Source organism: Pseudomonas sp. LBUM1671, assembly GCF_059695685.1.
Window position 1 is genome coordinate 1871596 of the sequence record NZ_CP166782.1, and the last position, 15553, is coordinate 1887148.

13 protein-coding genes are annotated in these 15553 nt (G+C 59.0%); 3 read left to right on the forward strand and 10 right to left on the reverse strand.

Annotated features, from left to right (window positions below; translation table 11 throughout):
* Positions 1–4: 4 nt before the first annotated feature.
* Together ACA060_RS08505 and ACA060_RS08510 are read right to left on the reverse strand one after the other, a co-directional pair.
* The gene (locus ACA060_RS08505; protein ID WP_497316593.1) at positions 5–1795 is read right to left on the reverse strand and encodes a bifunctional diguanylate cyclase/phosphodiesterase; all 1791 of its coding nucleotides are present in this window, start codon (positions 1793–1795) and stop codon (positions 5–7) included.
* 119 nt (positions 1796–1914) lie between these two features.
* Positions 1915–3996, reverse strand: coding sequence for a carboxy terminal-processing peptidase (locus ACA060_RS08510; RefSeq protein ID WP_162556189.1), 2082 nt, complete (start codon positions 3994–3996; stop codon positions 1915–1917).
* A gap of 140 nt (positions 3997–4136) precedes the next feature.
* Here ACA060_RS08510 and ACA060_RS08515 point away from each other — a divergent pair, with 140 nt between their 5' ends.
* On the forward strand, positions 4137–5099 hold the full coding sequence (locus ACA060_RS08515; RefSeq protein WP_497316594.1) for a zinc-binding dehydrogenase: 963 nt from the start codon (positions 4137–4139) through the stop codon (positions 5097–5099).
* A 115-nt stretch (positions 5100–5214) separates the two neighbouring features.
* Here ACA060_RS08515 and ACA060_RS08520 read toward each other — a convergent pair whose 3' ends face one another.
* The 6 genes from ACA060_RS08520 to ACA060_RS08545 all read right to left on the reverse strand — a co-directional run bounded on the left by ACA060_RS08520 (position 5215) and on the right by ACA060_RS08545 (position 10568).
* On the reverse strand, positions 5215–5868 hold the full coding sequence (locus ACA060_RS08520; RefSeq protein WP_497316596.1) for an HAD family hydrolase: 654 nt from the start codon (positions 5866–5868) through the stop codon (positions 5215–5217).
* Positions 5869–5902: 34 nt separating this feature from the next.
* A complete protein-coding gene (locus ACA060_RS08525; RefSeq protein ID WP_497316598.1) occupies positions 5903–6892 on the reverse strand; it encodes an ABC transporter ATP-binding protein in 990 nt (329 codons plus the stop codon).
* A complete protein-coding gene (locus tag ACA060_RS08530; protein ID WP_403100910.1) occupies positions 6889–7689 on the reverse strand; it encodes an ABC transporter permease in 801 nt (266 codons plus the stop codon). Before ACA060_RS08530 ends, ACA060_RS08525 begins: the two co-directional genes overlap by 4 nt.
* Positions 7676–8512, reverse strand: coding sequence for an ABC transporter permease (locus ACA060_RS08535; protein ID WP_497318202.1), 837 nt, complete (start codon positions 8510–8512; stop codon positions 7676–7678). The genes ACA060_RS08530 and ACA060_RS08535 overlap by 14 nt, the downstream gene beginning before the upstream one ends.
* Positions 8513–8517: 5 nt before the next feature.
* Complete coding sequence (locus tag ACA060_RS08540) at positions 8518–9324, reverse strand: alkaline phosphatase family protein (RefSeq protein WP_497316599.1); 807 nt, start codon at positions 9322–9324, stop codon at positions 8518–8520.
* A gap of 179 nt (positions 9325–9503) precedes the next feature.
* On the reverse strand, positions 9504–10568 hold the full coding sequence (locus ACA060_RS08545) for an ABC transporter substrate-binding protein (protein WP_497316601.1): 1065 nt from the start codon (positions 10566–10568) through the stop codon (positions 9504–9506).
* 349 nt (positions 10569–10917) lie between these two features.
* Between ACA060_RS08545 and ACA060_RS08550 the strand changes: the two genes are divergently transcribed.
* A complete protein-coding gene (locus tag ACA060_RS08550) occupies positions 10918–11631 on the forward strand; it encodes a UTRA domain-containing protein (RefSeq protein WP_010456716.1) in 714 nt (237 codons plus the stop codon).
* 240 nt (positions 11632–11871) lie between these two features.
* On the forward strand, positions 11872–12807 hold the full coding sequence (locus ACA060_RS08555; protein WP_497312172.1) for an IS110 family transposase: 936 nt from the start codon (positions 11872–11874) through the stop codon (positions 12805–12807).
* A 102-nt stretch (positions 12808–12909) separates the two neighbouring features.
* On the opposite strand, the gene ACA060_RS08560 is transcribed toward ACA060_RS08555, so the two are convergent.
* Positions 12910–15078 (reverse strand): mechanosensitive ion channel family protein, encoded by a 2169-nt coding sequence (locus ACA060_RS08560; RefSeq protein ID WP_109628716.1) that lies wholly within the window; start codon positions 15076–15078, stop codon positions 12910–12912.
* A gap of 78 nt (positions 15079–15156) precedes the next feature.
* Positions 15157–15333: a hypothetical protein gene (locus ACA060_RS08565; RefSeq protein ID WP_178082289.1), complete on the reverse strand. Its 177-nt coding sequence runs from the start codon at positions 15331–15333 to the stop codon at positions 15157–15159.
* Positions 15334–15553: the final 220 nt, after the last annotated feature.

Here is a 15553-nt window from a genome sequence, read left to right on the forward strand (position 1 = left end):
CAATTCAGCGATGCCCGGCAATCAAGGTTTCTTCGGCCACCGGCACCACCAAACTATCAATCACATGCACGCTATACCCCGGCACATTTTTCGCGTGATGCTTGGCCTGCGATGCCATCTCCGCCAACTGGCTCGCATCGAGTTGTCCACAGGCCTGTGGATGCAAATGCACCACGCCAATCGACAATGACAGCAGCGCAAACTCCTGGCGCACGCCCTGGCGATTCGGTGCGATGAAGCAGCCAGCTTCCAGGTGTTCGCTGCGGTAGAAGCGTCGGCACTGGCTCTGGAAGTCGTCCAGCAGCTGGTTCAAACGTCTGCGCCAGTCTTCCGGACCGAGCACCAGCAGAAAGTCATCACCGCCGATATGACCGACAAAGTCGCGGGACGGGTCGACGCGATCGTTCAGGCATTGCGCCAGGCATAGCAGGACTTCATCCCCACGGCCGTAGCCGTAGATGTCATTGAAGGGTTTGAAACTGTCGATGTCGACGTAACAAATCACCGATTCCCGCTCCTGTTGCAGCAGCCGCGTCAGGCATTGCTGGATGGGCACGTTGCCCGGCAACAGGGTCAGCGGGTTGGCGTAGCGGGCTTGCTGGATTTTCAGTTCGGTAATCAGCTTGAGCACATCGATCACCCGGCCCAATCCCAGATAACCGCCGTTGAGGGTGATGATGAAATCCTCCTCGATGCGTTGCCGCGCGCGGCTGGTGATCAAGCGGCTGACCTGTTGCAGCGACTGGCTCATTTCCACGGCGAGGAAGTCATCGTTCATCAAGCGGCTGATCGGCTTGCGCGCAAACAGGTCGGTTGCAAAGGGCTTGAGCAACGCGTCCGAGAGCGAATGCCGATGGACGATGCCGCAGGGATGGCCTTGCTCGTCGAGCACCGCCAGTGAGTTCAGGTTGGCCTGGCGGCGGAAGGCTTCCAGCACTGTGGCCGTCGGAGTGTCCCGGGCCACGGCCGGTTGGTCGTTGAGCAAGGCGCTGAGGTCGCTGCCTTCGTCATTCAGCGCCACGGCGGTGTTGTCCTGTTTGGGCATCAAGGCCCGGGCGTCGCGAGGTGGATGTTCCTGGGGGCGGCAAAGCAGATAACCCTGGACCAGATCCACGCCCATCTCGGTCAACACCGCGAGCTCTTCCGGTAGCTCGATCCCTTCGGCAATCACTTTCGCCCGCGAGGCCTTGGCGATTTGCAGGATCGAGCCGACGAACTCGCGCTTGAGTGCGTCCTGATGAATACCGTCGATGAAATGCCGGTCGATCTTCACATAGTCCGGACGCAGTTCTGACCACAGCCGCAAGCTTGAATAACCAGCGCCCAGATCATCCAGTGCAATGGAAAACCCCATCGCCCGATAGTGATGCAGGGCGTTTTGCAGTAACTGGAAATCGTCGGTCGGGGTCTGTTCCGTGAGCTCGATCACCACCTGGCTCGGTGGGATGCCAAAGTCCTGCAGCAATTGCAGGGTGCGGCCCGGTTGGTGAGCGGCTTCAAGCAGGGATTCCGGAGAGACGTTGAGAAACAGTTTGCCCGGAAGCTGTTGTTCGTTGAAACGTCGGCAAGCGCTTTCACGGCAGGCGATTTCCAGCTCGCTCAAGCGGCCGGCCTGACGGGCGACCGCGAACAACGCGATGGGGGAGTGCAGTGGACTGTTCGAGGGACCGCGGGTCAGGGCTTCGTAGCCGACAATGCGTCGCTCGGAGAGGGAAATGATCGGCTGGAACAGGCTGTGCAAACCGCTTTGAGTCAGTATTGAACTCAATGCACTCAGCTGTTCGGTCGTGGTCATGGCGATCTCTGGCGATAAAAAAAGGACTGAGCGCCAAAGCGCTCAGTCCTTTATTTCACGACAGAATGATGACTGTATGATGACGCTCCGAAGAGCGTCAGCATTAATTTGCCATCATCTTAATGCTTGGCGACCGCAGTGTTGAGTTTCAGGTAGTCCAACAGAATCCGCCCGGTCTCGCTCAGGTAGGCATCGTCTTCTGGCTTGGTCTTGTCCAGCTCGGCCGCAATCGCGTCTTCGTCTTCTTTCTTGAGCTCTTTGAGCGGTTCTTCGCCCTTGGCCTTGCGACGGAGGTTTTCCATCACCAGTTGCTTGGCTTCTATATCGGCGTGTTGCGCACGACGATCGGCTTCATTGAGGCTGACGGTTTTTTCCGTCATCAGCTTCTGCGCCAGGGCCAGCTTGTCGCGGATGAACACGAACTCTGCGTCTTTGGCCGAACGCACGTCATGCTCGGACTTGAGCTGCGCGATGTACGGTTTGAACGGATCGACCGCCGGCTTGATGGCCGCACGGATGGTGTCCCACGGCATGGCTTCCGGCAGGGCGCTTTCGCCGATTTCCTTGGTGTCGATGATCGACGGGTAATCGATGTCCGGCAGTACGCCCTGATGCTGGGTGCTCTGGCCGGAAACCCGGTAGAACTTGGCCAGGGTCAGTTTCAGTTCGCCATGGTTCAGCGGCTGAATGGTCTGCACGGTGCCTTTGCCGAAGGTCTGGCCGCCGATGATCAGTGCGCGGTGGTAGTCCTGCATGGCGCCGGCGAAAATCTCCGAAGCCGAGGCCGACAAGCGGTTGACCAGCAACGCCATCGGGCCTTTGTAGAACGCACCCGGGTTTTCATCTTCCAGCACGTCAACCCGGCCGTCGGCGTTACGCACCAGCACGGTCGGACCTTTGTCGATGAACAGGCTGGTCAGCTCGGTGGCTTCCTGCAAGGAGCCGCCGCCGTTGTTGCGAAGGTCGATGACCACGCCGTCGACTTTTTCTTTCTGCAACTCGGTCAGCAGTTTCTTGACGTCGCGAGTGGTGCTCTTGTAATCCGGATCACCGGCACGGAACGCCTTGAAGTCGAGGTAGAAGGCCGGGATCTCGATGACACCGAGCTTGTAGTCCTTGCCATCCTGTTTCAGGTTGAGGACCGACTTCTTCACAGCCTGGTCTTCAAGCTTCACCGCTTCGCGGGTGATCGGCACGATCTTGCTGGTCTGGTCGTTTGGCGCATTGCTGGCCGGAATCACTTCCAGGCGCACCACGGTGCCTTTCGGACCACGGATCAGCTTGACCACTTCGTCCAGGCGCCAGCCGACCACGTCGACCATCTCTTTGTTGCCTTGGGCAACGCCGATGATCTTGTCTGCCGGTGCAACCTGTTTGGTCTTGTCGGCCGGGCCGGCAGGCACCAGACGCACGATTTTTACCTGGTCGTTATCGCTCTGCAACACGGCGCCGATGCCCTCGAGGGACAGGCTCATGTTGATGTCGAAGTTTTCCGCGTTATCCGGCGACAGATAGTTGGTGTGCGGGTCGTAGGACATGGCGAAGGTGTTGATGTACGCCTGGAAGATGTCTTCCGCACGGGTCTGGTCCAGGCGCGCCAACTGGTTCTTGTAGCGCTTGGTCAGGGTTTCCTGAATCTGCTTGGAGTCCTTGCCCGCGATCTTCTGCCGCAAGACTTCGTCCTTGACGCGTTTGCGCCACAGGTCGTCGAGTTCGGCGGTGGACTTGAGCCAAGGGGCGTCCTTGCGATCGATCAGCAAGGTTTCCTTGGTGTTGAAGTCGATTTTGTCGACGCCCTTGTTCAGCTCGGCAAGGGCAAAGTCCAGACGCGCTTTGACGCGGTCCAGGTAGCGCTTGTAGATGGTGAACCCGGCGTTCAGGTCGCCGCTTTTGAGGAAGTCGTCGAACTGGGTTTTCCACTTGTCGAATTCGGCAATGTCGCTGGCCATGAAGTAGCTGCGCGACGGATCCAGCAGCTTGATGTAGCTGTCATAGATGATCACGGAGCGCGCGTCATCGAGCGGCGGCTTGCTGTAGTGATGGCGCTTGAGCAACTCGACGACGTTCAGGCTGGCGATCACTTCGTCACGATCAGGCTGAAGCTTGTCCCAGCTATTGGCTGCGAACGTATTGCTCGACATCGGCATCAGGCCGATACCAATGAACAGGGCTAGGGCGGTGCTGGGGAGAAAATGCTTCATGCTGATTCGACGCGGGGACAATTGATCACGCATATTAGGCCGTCTTTGAAGTCGCCGGTTCCACAAAGGGCCGGTCACATAATGCAAGAAAGCCCGGCGCTACAGCTACGGGCTCAGTCCAGACTCACTATGGAGGCACTGTGAAAGCATTGCAAGGCGTGGAAGGTCAAGTGGAGTGGGTTGAAGAGCCCAGTCCTACATGCGATGTAGGACAAGTTCGAATTCGAGTGGCGGCAGCGGGCCTCAATCGCGCCGATTTGTTACAGAAGGCAGGACTTTATCCGCCACCGCCGGGAGCCAGTCAGGTACTGGGTCTTGAGTGTTCGGGGGTGATCAGCGAGGTCGGTGCGGGCTCGTCCTGGCAGGTCGGCGATCGGGTTTGCGCCTTGCTGGCCGGGGGCGGGATGGCCGAGGAGGTGGTTGTCGACGGACGGCATGTGCTGCCGGCTCCCGAAGGTTTGTCCCTGGCCGAGGCCGCTGCGCTGCCGGAAGTGTACGCGACCGTCTGGCTGAATTTGTTTCAACTGGCTGCGCTCAAACCGGGTGAGAAAGTTCTCCTGCACGCCGGAGCAAGTGGAATCGGTTCAGCTGCCATTCAGCTGTGCAAGGCCTTTGGCAACCCGTGCTGGGTCAGCGTTGGTTCTGCCGAGCGTCTGGCGTATTGCGAAGCACTGGGTGCGCAGGGTGGGGTGGTGCGCACCGGCGACCTGGACAGCTTGCGTGATCTGGGGCCGTTCGACGTGATTCTCGATCCGGTCGGCGGCAACTATGCCGCGCTGAATCTGAAAATGCTGGCGCTCGACGGTCGTTGGGTGCTGATCGGTTTGATGGGCGGTCGTGAGGCGAAGCTGGACCTGGCGCAGGTCCTGGCCAAGCGCGTGCAAATACTGGGATCGACCTTGCGCAGTCGCGATGAGCAGTTCAAGGCAGATTTGTTCAGTGATTTGAGCCAGCACGTGTGGCCGCTGTTTGCCGAGGGGCGGTTGAGTCCGCAGTTGGCCAAGACATTCCCGATCAAGGACGCCGAAGCGGCGTTTGCGGAGTTGGCGAGTAATAAGGTGGCAGGGAAGTTGGTGCTGATAATCGACCCAAGCCTGACCTGAAGGACACACTGACCCTGTAGGAGCGAGGCTTGCCCGCGAATGAGGCGTCGCGGTTTACCAGTGAGACCGCGTCATCGTTCTTCGCGGGCAAGCCTCGCTCCTACAGGGGTATCGGTTATTTCCAGAGATGGATCGGCCAGCCGGCCTTTTCGGCGTGCTCCAGCAACACCGGATCCGGATTCACCGCATGTGGGAAATCCACCTTCAATAGCAGCGGCAAATCGTTACGCGAATCGGAATAGAAACTCGCGCCTTCCAGATTTTCCTCTTCCGCATCCAGCCACTCCAGCAATCGAACGATCTTGCCTTCGCGGTACGTCAGCGTTCCAACGGTGTGGCCGCTATACACCCCATGCGCCACTTCCAGTTCAATGCCGAGAATCTCGTCGATGCCCAGCCGGTCGGCAATCGGCCTGACCAGGTGCGTACCCGACGCCGAAATCACCAGGATCCGGTCGCCGGCCTTGCGATGGGCCGCGATGGCTTTGGTGGCGTCACTGAAAATGATCGGCTCGATATAGTCTTCCACCCAAGGCCCAACCAGATGGTCGACCTCTTCCGGTGTGCGCCCGATCATCGGTTCCAGGCTGAAATCCATGTACTCTTCCATCCGCAACTTGCCGTGGCTGTAAGCGTCCATCAGTTCGTTGTTCTGACGCATGAACGACTCGGGATCGACCCAGCCCAGGCGACCCATTTGCTCGCTCCAGAGGGTGGCGCAGTCGCCGTGAATCAGGGTTTCGTCCAGATCAAAAATTGCCAGGGCCATCAGTGCAGTTCTCTCTTCGACATCAACAAAGGCATCAGGCTACCTCACGCAGGGCCGTCGGATCGATGGAAAGTGCCAGGCGCTGACCATCGGGGTGCAGATCGGCCGCCGAGCGGTTCAGTACATCCACCACCAATTCCACGCCCCGGGCTTCGACCCTATAACGAATCACATTGCCCAGAAGGCTGTGGCTGCGCACTTGCGCATCAAGCTCGCCATTGAGGCTCAGCTCGATGGCTTCCGGGCGAATCGCAATGCGATGGCTGATCGGCCGCTGCAGCAGTTTCGAGGCACTGTCGGCGTCCAGCAGGTTGTAGTTGCCGATAAAACCTGCGGCAAACACATCCACTGGCGCCGTGTAGAGGGTTTCGGCGTCGCCGCTCTGTACGATCTTTCCCTGATTCATCAGGAAAATCCGGTCAGACATCGTCAGGGCTTCTTCCTGATCGTGTGTGACGAAAATCGTGGTCAAACCGAGTTCGCGCTGGATCTGACGGATCTGTTCGCGCAGGTGCTTGCGAATCCGCGCATCGAGGGCCGACAGCGGTTCATCCAGCAACAACAGCCGTGGTCGTGTGACCAAGGAGCGGGCGAGGGCCACGCGCTGGCACTGGCCACCCGACAGTTGGTGCGGATATCGCGCGGCGAAGTCCTTCAGTTCCACCAGTGCCAGCACTTCGGCGACGCGCTTTTGGCTGTCGTCGGCGTTGACCTTCTGCATGCGCAAGCCGAAGGCGACGTTTTGCTCTACGGTCATGTTCGGGAACAGCGCGTAGCTCTGGAAGACCATGCCGATCCCGCGTTTCTGCGGGCTCAACGGCACGATGTCGACGCCATCGAGCAGAATCTTGCCGCCATCCACCGACGTCAGGCCGGCGATGCAACGCAACAGCGTGGATTTGCCGCAACCGGAAGGACCGAGGAGTGTGACGAACTCACCTTTCTGGATCTCGCAGTCGATATCGCTGAACACCGGGGTGCCGGCATAGCTTTTTTGCAGGTGTTGGACGCTGACATAGCTCATTCGCTTTTGTCCTTGTTCAAGATATTGGCCGCCCAGGTCAGAACCAGCACAAAGAAGAAGTAAGAAATCACCAGCGCGCTGGTGAAGTGGCCGCTGCTGTTACGCATGTTGTTGAGGTAGACCTGCAGGGTTTCGTAGCGGGTGCCGACCAGGATATTGGCGAACACGAACTCACCGAACAGGAAGGAGAACGACAGCAGCAACGCCACCATCAAACCCTTGCGCAGGTTTGGCAGCACCACCAGGAACGCCGCTTGCCAGGTGCTGGCGCCGAGCAATTGCGCGGCGTCCATCAGGTCGCGCAGGTTGATCGCTTGCAGGTTGTTGGTGATCGCCCGGTACATGAATGGCAGCGCGATGGTGAAGTAGCAGCCGATCAGAATCCACGGCGTACCGACCATCGCAAACGGCCCGGAACCATAGAGCTGCAACAGCCCCACCGATGACACTACCGGCGGCACAGCGAAGGGCAGCAGGATCAGGATGTTCATCAGTGCATCAAGTTTCGGGAAGTGGTAATGCACCACGAACAGCAGCGGCAGAATCAGCACCACCGACAAAATCAGCGCACCGACACACACCAGCAGCGACTGCCCGAAGGCATGCAGAAAACGCGGATCGCTCCACAGCTGGATGTACCACTTGAAGGTAAAACCGCTGGGCAGAATCGTCGCCGACCAACTGCTGGCAATCGAGTAGATCAGCGTCCCGGCCAGCGGCAGCAACAGAATGGCGAACAGCACATACACCACGACGCGGTGATAGACACCGACGGGGCCCAGTTCAGCGCGAGACATGGTAGCTCCTCTTCAACAGCAGTTGATGCACGATGGTCACCAGGGTCATCAATGCCACGAGCACCACGGCCAGGGCGCTGGCCAGGTTCGGATCAAGGGAAATGTCGCCGGACACCATCGCCGCGATGCGGATCGGCAGCACGTTGAAGTTGCCGGTAGTCAGCGCGTAGACCGTGGCGTAGGCGCCAAGGGCGTTGGCCAGCAAGATCACGAAGGTGCCCAGCAGCGCAGGCGTCAGCACTGGCAAACCGATGTGCCGCCAGAACTGCCAGCCGTTGGCGCCGAGCAGTTCGGCGGACTCACGCCAGTCTTCGCGCAGGGCGTCGAAGGCCGGGTAGAGCAGCAGCACGCCCAATGGAATCTGGAAGTAGGTGTAGAGAATGATCAACCCGGTTTTCGAGTACAGGTTGAAGTCCTGAATGATCCCGGCCTGCTTGAGCATGATGGTGAAGCTGCCGTTGAAGCCCAGCAGGATGATGAACGCGAAGGCCAAAGGTACACCGGCGAAGTTGCTGGTCATGTTGGCGAAAGCATTCACGAAGTTACGCAGTTTCGAATCGACCCGGCGCAGGGAGTAGGCGCCGAGTACCGCGATGATGATGCCGAATACGCTGGACCAGAAACTGATCTCGAGGCTGTACTGGATCGCCTGCATATAGAACTTCGAATTGAAGATCTTGGTGAAGTTGGCCAGGCCCCAGCCGAACTCTTCCGATTGCAGGCTGTTGATCATTACCCAGACCAGCGGGGCGATCTCGAACACGATAAAGAACAGGGCGAAAGGTACCAGGCACAACGCTGCCAGCCACTTGCCACGGGTCATGGAGTTCACTTGAGCAGCTCCCGGCAGACAGGTTTGTCGTGGGCCACGCCCAGCAACTCGCATACAGTGCCGCAGATTTGTGTTTGTTTCGGCGCCGCATCGGCATTGAAACTGAAGGCGTCGCCGAGCACGAACAGCGGCACTTCGCGTTCTTCGGGCAGCAGACCGTTGTGAGAGCGGTCGTTGTTCATGCCATGGTCGGCGGTCACCAACACCTGATAGCCAGCATCGAGCCAGCCTTGCAGGTAATCCGCGAGATAGATGTCGGCGAAGCGCGCACTGTTGCGGTATTGCGCAGTGTCGAGGCCGTGCTTGTGCCCGGCGTCGTCGATGTTCATGGGGTGGATCAACAAGAAGTTCGGCGCGTGGCGCAGACGCAGGTTTTCGGCGTCGGCGAACAGGTGCGAATCCGGATAGTGATCGTTCCAGTAGAAGTGACCGTGCTGGATCGGCAGGTCGGGGCTGTCGGTGTGACGATCCCGGGCGGCCACGAACGGCGAGCGGTTATACAGCTCGCTGACCCAGTGATAGGCCGCGGCGGCGGTGGTCAGCCCGGCATCCGTGGCGTAGTGATAAATGCTGCGCTGGTTGGACAGGCGCGAGACGTTGTTGTGGACGATGCCGCTCTCGATCGGCGGGACGCCGGTAAGGATGCATTCGTAAAGCGGTCGGGACAGGGCCGGCAGTTCGCACTCCAGTTTGTAGAGTGCCGCGCGTCCTGCGCCGACATAAGCCTGCAGGTGCCCCATGGCGTGGCGCGCGACCTCGTAGTTGAGGCCGTCGAGCACGACAAGGATGACGTTGTGCTTCATAGGGCAAAACTCCGCGAAACAGATGATTCAGGTACGCAACCAATTCCCCTGTGGGAGCGAGCCTGCTCGCGATGGCGGCGTGTCAGTCAACATATGTGCTGAATGTAAGTCCGCTATCGCGAGCAGGCTCGCTCCCACATTGGATCTCCAGTGGATCTCCAATGTGGGGTTTTACAGGGTTATTTCATCTCGACGAGGACTTCTTCGTTCCACTTCTGCGGCAAAGCCTTGGAAGTCTTTTCCCACGCATCCGCGTCTTTGATCGGCGTGACCTTTTTGTACTGCTCGTTAGGCAGCAGCTTGGCCTGCACGTCTGCCGGCAGCTTGATGTGTTCGGCGCGGATCGGACGGGCGTTGCCTTTCGCCAGGTTGATCTGACCGGCATCGCTGAAGATGTATTCGCGGGTCAGCTTGGCGGCGTTCGGGTTCTTCGCGTATTTGTTGATGATGGTGGTGTAGCCGGAAATCACCGAACCATCGGACGGGATCAGCACCACGTAATCATCCGGGTTGGCCATCTTGGCTTTGTAGCTCAGGCCGTTGAAGTCCCAGACCACGCCGACTTCGATTTCACCCTTTTCCATCGTGGCGATGGTCGGGTTGGCCATGGACAGGCGGCCCTGTTTGGCGATGTCTGCGAACAGCAACAGCGCTGGCTGCAGGTTCTTCTCGTCGCCACCGTTGGCCAAGGCTGCGGCCAATACGCCGTTGGCAGCCTGGGCGGCGGTGCTCACGTCACCGATCGAGACTTTGTATTTGCCGGTTTTCAGGTCAGCCCATTTGGTCGGGGCTTCGGAGCCGTGCAGCAGCTTCTTGTTGACGATGAATGCGATGGTGCCGGTGTACGCCAGCGCCCAGTTGCCGTCCTTGTCTTTGGCCCAGTCCGGGATCTGATCCCAGGTGCTTGGTTTGTAAGGTTGCACCACGCCTTGTTTGACCGCGATCGGGCCGAAGGCTGCACCAACGTCGCCGATGTCGGCGCTGGCGTTGTCTTTCTCGGCGGCGAACTTGGCGATTTCCTGCGCCGAGCTCATGTCGGTGTCGATGTGTTTCAAGCCGTATTTTGTGGCCAGGTCTGCCCAGGTGCCTTTCCAGTTGGCCCAGTCATCGGGCATGCCGACGCTATTGACCGCGCCTTCCGCTTTCGCAGCGGCTTCCAGGGTTTTCAAATCATCAGCGGCCATGGCGGCGCTGCACATGGCAATGGTCGAGCCTAACAGTGATGCCAGGAAAAGCTTTTTCATCCGAAGCTCCTTTGGGCGTTTTCACGCTGCGATTGCGGTTGTGTTGGTCTAGGTCAGCAATACCTGAGCCAATTTAGGCGCCGCTGATGACATTTTGATGTCGACGATCGGTCGGCCTACATTTTTCACGCGGTAACGCTCAGGCTTGCGAGTAAGCGTAGACCATGGCTAAAGGGCTGATCCGAAAGGACTTGGCCGTGAATTTGCAGGTGTCTTGCGCAACCGTTCGGCGGCTTTGTCATCTGCCAGTCACACGCAGTGCCTAGGCTTGCAGGAAGTTGAAGGAGCCGGTTTGAATCATGGTTTCTGCCCCGAAACAGTGCTGGTCTAGTCCAGATAGGTAACGTTGATGCGCATCGAGACCACCAAAGCGGTGACAGCCATCGGGCAGGTTCTGCAAGAACAGCTCGACCATGGCCTGTTGGCGCCCGGGAGCAAACTGCCGGCCGAGCGCAAGCTCAGTGAGTTGTTCGGTACCACGCGCATTACCGTGCGTGAAGCATTGTTGCAACTGGAAGCCCAAGGGCAGATTTATCGGGAGGAACGCCGTGGCTGGTTCGTGTCGCCACCGCGTCTGGCTTACAACTTGATGCAGCGCAGTCACTTTCACGCGATGGTCAGTGCGCAGGGGCGGGTGCCGTCGACCGAGGTGATCTCGGCGCGGTTACAGCCGGCGTCGGCGGCGGTGTGTGCGTGGTTGCAGTTGCCGGCATTGTCCAGCGTGATCCAGATCTGCCGGGCGCGGCGCATTGATGAGCGGCTGGTGTTGTACGTGGAGCACTACCTGAATCCGCAGTACTTTCCGGGGATTCTTGATTTCGATCTGAATCAGTCGATCACCGAGCTGTACGCCAGGCATTACGATCTGCACTACGGCCGGGTGCGTTTCGAGATCGTGCCGACGGCGTTGTCGGTGGATGCGGCGGCAGCGTTACGGGTGTCGGTGGGGAGCCCGGGGTTGCGGATTGCCCGGGTCAATTACGATCAGCATGAGCGGCTGATCGATTGTGACCTGGAGTTTTGGCGGCATGATGCGATTCATGTGGGTGTTGATGTGGTTTAGTCAGATAAACCGCGTCGTGGCCATCGCGAGCAGGCTCGCTTGTATGTTTAGACTTGAAGGGGTGGGTGGGACTACAGACTCGATTCTGACTCTGACCAGTACAGACTGTGGGAGACTTCTCGTCCCGCCCCTTCTACCCAAAGCGCCGATAAGGAATTCATCGGTAAACCGACGATAGAGACAAGCCAGCGCAACGGTAGACCCCAACAAGCACTTAAACCCTAGCTCCGAGGATTCGTCATGACAATCCTTACTTCGCAGACGGTTGTTGGTATCGATATCGCCAAGGCCCAAATTGCTGTCTATCGCACCGACCTGCAAATCATTCAAGACATCAAGAACGATCGAACCGCCCTCAAGCGTTGGCTTAAAACCCTGCCTGCCCAAAGCGCTATCGCCGTTGAAGCCACCAACATCTACCACTTGGACACGGTAGAGCTGGCCCATGAGATGGGTCATCAGGTCTACGTGGTGGATGCTTATCGCGTGAGTCATTACCGCCGTGGCGTTGGCCAACGAGCCAAGAACGATCCCTGCGATGCGCGTTTGCTGGCGCGTTACCTGGAGAATGAACAAAGCAAACTGCGGGTCTGGAGCCCGCCACCCAAGGCCTACAGCTCGCTGAAAAGCCTGCTTCACAGACGTGCAACGCTGATCCAGAACCATGCTGGGCTGATGTTGAGTTGGGCCAATGAACCCTTGTTGAAGAAAGTGCAGGTCGCTCAGCAGAAGGCGTTCAAGCAAGCGGATCAGGCGATTCAGAAACTGCTGCGCAAGGTCAGCAAAGAGGCGGGAATTGAGGCGAATATTGATCGCTGCAAAGCCATCGAAGGCGTTGGGGAACTGACCGCAACCGGGTTGGCGACGACCTTTATGCGGGGCGATTTTGCGAACAGCGATGCGTTCATCGCATTCCTGGGAATGGACTTGGCAGTCGAAGACTCCGGCAAGAAGAATGGGCAGCGGTACCTGACCAAAAAAGGAGATCCGGAGGTTCGTCGTTTGGCGTACAACGCCGCAATGGCGGCGTGTCGCTCGCCTAAATGGAGGCCGTTTTACGAGGCATACCTGGCTAGAGGCTTCTCGAAAACCCAGGCCTTGGTTGCCTTGGCCCGAAAGCTCTGTCGAGTGGCATTTGCCCTGATGAAAAATCAGAGCGAATACCTGTCAGCCTGAGAATTCAGGGTTGCCGGGCAACATAGAATCTCCCACATTGAAATGCACTCCAAAGTGGGAGCGAGCCTGCTCGCGATGGCGGCCTCTCAGCCACCCTATAAATCAGGTAGCGGACACATCCTTCTGCGGGCCACCACCCGCGGTTATCACCTGCACACTCATCCGTGGTGTCGCCAGGTCCATCCCGGCCTCATCCAGATGCCGCTTCAGCGACAAATTGAACGCTCGTGAAACTTCCCACTGTTTGATCGGCGCAGTCTTGAACCGCGCCCGAAGAATCGCGTTGCCCGACTCGAAACTCTCGACACCCTGAATCTCCAGCGGCGACCAGATGTTGCGCCGTTGCAGCGGGTCGGTGCGCATTTTCTGGCCGACTTCGCGCATCAGTTTGATCGCCTCGTCGATGTCCATGCTGGCGGGCACCGCCACCCGGAAGATCGCGTAGCCGAATTCCCGGGAGTAGTTCTTGATGCTTTTGATTTCGCTGAACGGAATGGTATGCACGATGCCGTCGATGTCTCGCAGGCGCACGGTGCGGATGGTCAGGCCTTCGACGGTGCCAAGGTGGCCGCCGACGTCCACGTAGTCGTCGATGGCCAAGGAGTCTTCGATGATGATGAACAGGCCGGTGATCAAGTCCGCGACCAGCGACTGCGCACCGAAACCAATGGCCAGGCCGATCACGCCGGCACCGGCCAGCAGTGGCGTGACGTTCATGCCCATGTTCGCCAGCGCGACGATCAGCGCAATGATGAAAATCGCCACGAACAACACGTTGCGGATCAGCGGCATCATCGTCTGTGCGCGGGCGTTGGCCAGGCCTTTGCGCGAGCGGGTGAGGGCGTGATGCACTGCGGTGTCGCTGAGAATCCAGATCAGCCAGGCAAAAATCAGCGTGCCGGCGAGGCTGAACAGTTTGACGCTGACTTCATGGCCTTCGCCTTCAGTGAAGGCAATCAGCGACATGCCCCAGACCCGCAGGCCCAGTTCGATAAAGACCAGCCAGACCACGAGATGGGCGAGGGTGTAGAAGAAGCTTTTCAGGCGCTCCGAATACAACGCATGACGCTTCACACCCCGTTGCGGTTTCAGCGAATGGCGGCGCACCAGGCCGTTGATGACCATGCACAACACCAGCAACACCGTGCAGATCAGTGCCTGACGCAGTGCGGTGCTGGTGTCGCCGGCAGAGACAAACGTGGCGAACAGCGAGATGCCCACCAACACCAGGGCCGGCACGTACCAGAAGGTGCCGAGAATATCGATGGTGTCGCTGAGCGCGCGGCGGGTCAGGCGTCGGGACAACGGCTGGTTGCGGATCAAGTGGGCGATCGGCCGACGGAAACGCAGGATGAACAACCCGGTGGACAGCGCCGCCAGCACGTTGGCGACGGTGGCGGCGGTGTGAGCCAGGTGACTGCCGAGGCTGGCGACCAGGCGCGGGTCGCTCAGCGCTTCACCGAACGCGGCGAAACTGCCGATCAGCCACAACGGCCGGAAAGCTTGATGGCGCAGAATGTACAAGGCGCGGTGGCGATGCGGGCCGTCGAGCAAGGAAAACGCGATCACGCAGATCGCCGAAAAACAGGTGCCAACCACCAGCGCATAGGCCAGCACCATGGCGAGGCTTTTGCCCAGTGACGAAGGCAAGGCGTAACTCATGTAGACCGTGATGACCAAGGCAATCAGCCACGGCCCGAGTTTGCGCAGTGCGAAGCGCAACATGTCGAGGGCCTTGGGGTGTTGCGGCAGTTCTTCGGTCAGGCCGAAGCGCAGGCGTACCCGGTGACTGACCCAGATCAGCGCAGCCGCCAGCAGGCTCCAGACCATCAGAATCATCGCGAAGGCAAAGATGATCGGCAGCCACTCGCTGGCCGGCAGCATCAGTGCCGCGAGTTCGTCCTTGGCCAGATCAAACTCCTCGGACCAGCGCGTCAGCGGACTGCCCGCCCCGGAGAACTGCTTTTCGAAGGTGGCCAGCGTGCCGCCGATCAGGCCGAGTACGCCTTGTTCAGCGGTCGGCTGGGCTTTTTTGGTGACGTCGCGCAGCTTCTTCAGATCCGCCAGCAGTTTGCTGCGCTGCTGATCGTTCTCCAGCGACTTGATGACTTCGTCCAGCGACTGCCCCAGCGGTTCTTGCGCCTCCGGCTGGGCTTTTGACGAGCTGCCGAGCAGCCCCGGCAAGCCGACCGCCTGGGCAGGCGTCATCGGCAGCAGCGTCATCAGGCAGACAAGGAGGAAACACGGCAGGGCGAAAAGACGAGCGAACACTAGGCGGTCAACCTTGGGATAAACAGATCGGCCGAGTGTACGAGCCCGTCAAAATCAATGCGAGCCAAGGGGGAGGATTTATTCGTTGAGTTTGGCGAGGATCTTGAACACCACGGTGGCGAGGATCGTCAGCATGCCGATCCACATGGCGAACACGCCGGCGTTTTTATCGCGGAAATTGAAGCCGATGGCCAGCATGATCATCCCGGCAAGAATGGGGATGAGCATGGCGTGGAACGAGGACATAGAGATCATGAGCGACTGCCTTGTCGGAGGGAGTATTTAAAGTCTAGGTGGCTTTTGGGGGATCGGTGGTGATGTGTGTCAGCGACGGGCCACACATAAAACGCAATATGTGTAGATGGAAAGCTTCTGTGGCGAGGGGATTTATCCCCGTTCGACCGCGCAGCGGTCGCAAAGCCAGCGAATGCGGTCTGCCTGAGAGACCGCGGTGCCAGTTTTGGGGCCGCTGCGC

Coding starts and splice junctions, on each gene's coding strand:
- ACA060_RS08510 (WP_162556189.1), bottom strand. CDS start 3,996: ATGAAGCATTTTCTCCCCAGCACCGCCCTAGCCCTGTTCATTGGTATC.
- ACA060_RS08540 (WP_497316599.1), bottom strand. CDS start 9,324: ATGAAGCACAACGTCATCCTTGTCGTGCTCGACGGCCTCAACTACGAG.
- ACA060_RS08545 (WP_497316601.1), bottom strand. CDS start 10,568: ATGAAAAAGCTTTTCCTGGCATCACTGTTAGGCTCGACCATTGCCATG.
- ACA060_RS08525 (WP_497316598.1), bottom strand. CDS start 6,892: ATGAGCTATGTCAGCGTCCAACACCTGCAAAAAAGCTATGCCGGCACC.
- ACA060_RS08555 (WP_497312172.1), top strand. CDS start 11,872: ATGACAATCCTTACTTCGCAGACGGTTGTTGGTATCGATATCGCCAAG.
- ACA060_RS08505 (WP_497316593.1), bottom strand. CDS start 1,795: ATGACCACGACCGAACAGCTGAGTGCATTGAGTTCAATACTGACTCAA.
- ACA060_RS08565 (WP_178082289.1), bottom strand. CDS start 15,333: ATGATCTCTATGTCCTCGTTCCACGCCATGCTCATCCCCATTCTTGCC.
- ACA060_RS08520 (WP_497316596.1), bottom strand. CDS start 5,868: ATGGCCCTGGCAATTTTTGATCTGGACGAAACCCTGATTCACGGCGAC.
- ACA060_RS08535 (WP_497318202.1), bottom strand. CDS start 8,512: ATGACCCGTGGCAAGTGGCTGGCAGCGTTGTGCCTGGTACCTTTCGCC.
- ACA060_RS08530 (WP_403100910.1), bottom strand. CDS start 7,689: ATGTCTCGCGCTGAACTGGGCCCCGTCGGTGTCTATCACCGCGTCGTG.
- ACA060_RS08550 (WP_010456716.1), top strand. CDS start 10,918: ATGCGCATCGAGACCACCAAAGCGGTGACAGCCATCGGGCAGGTTCTG.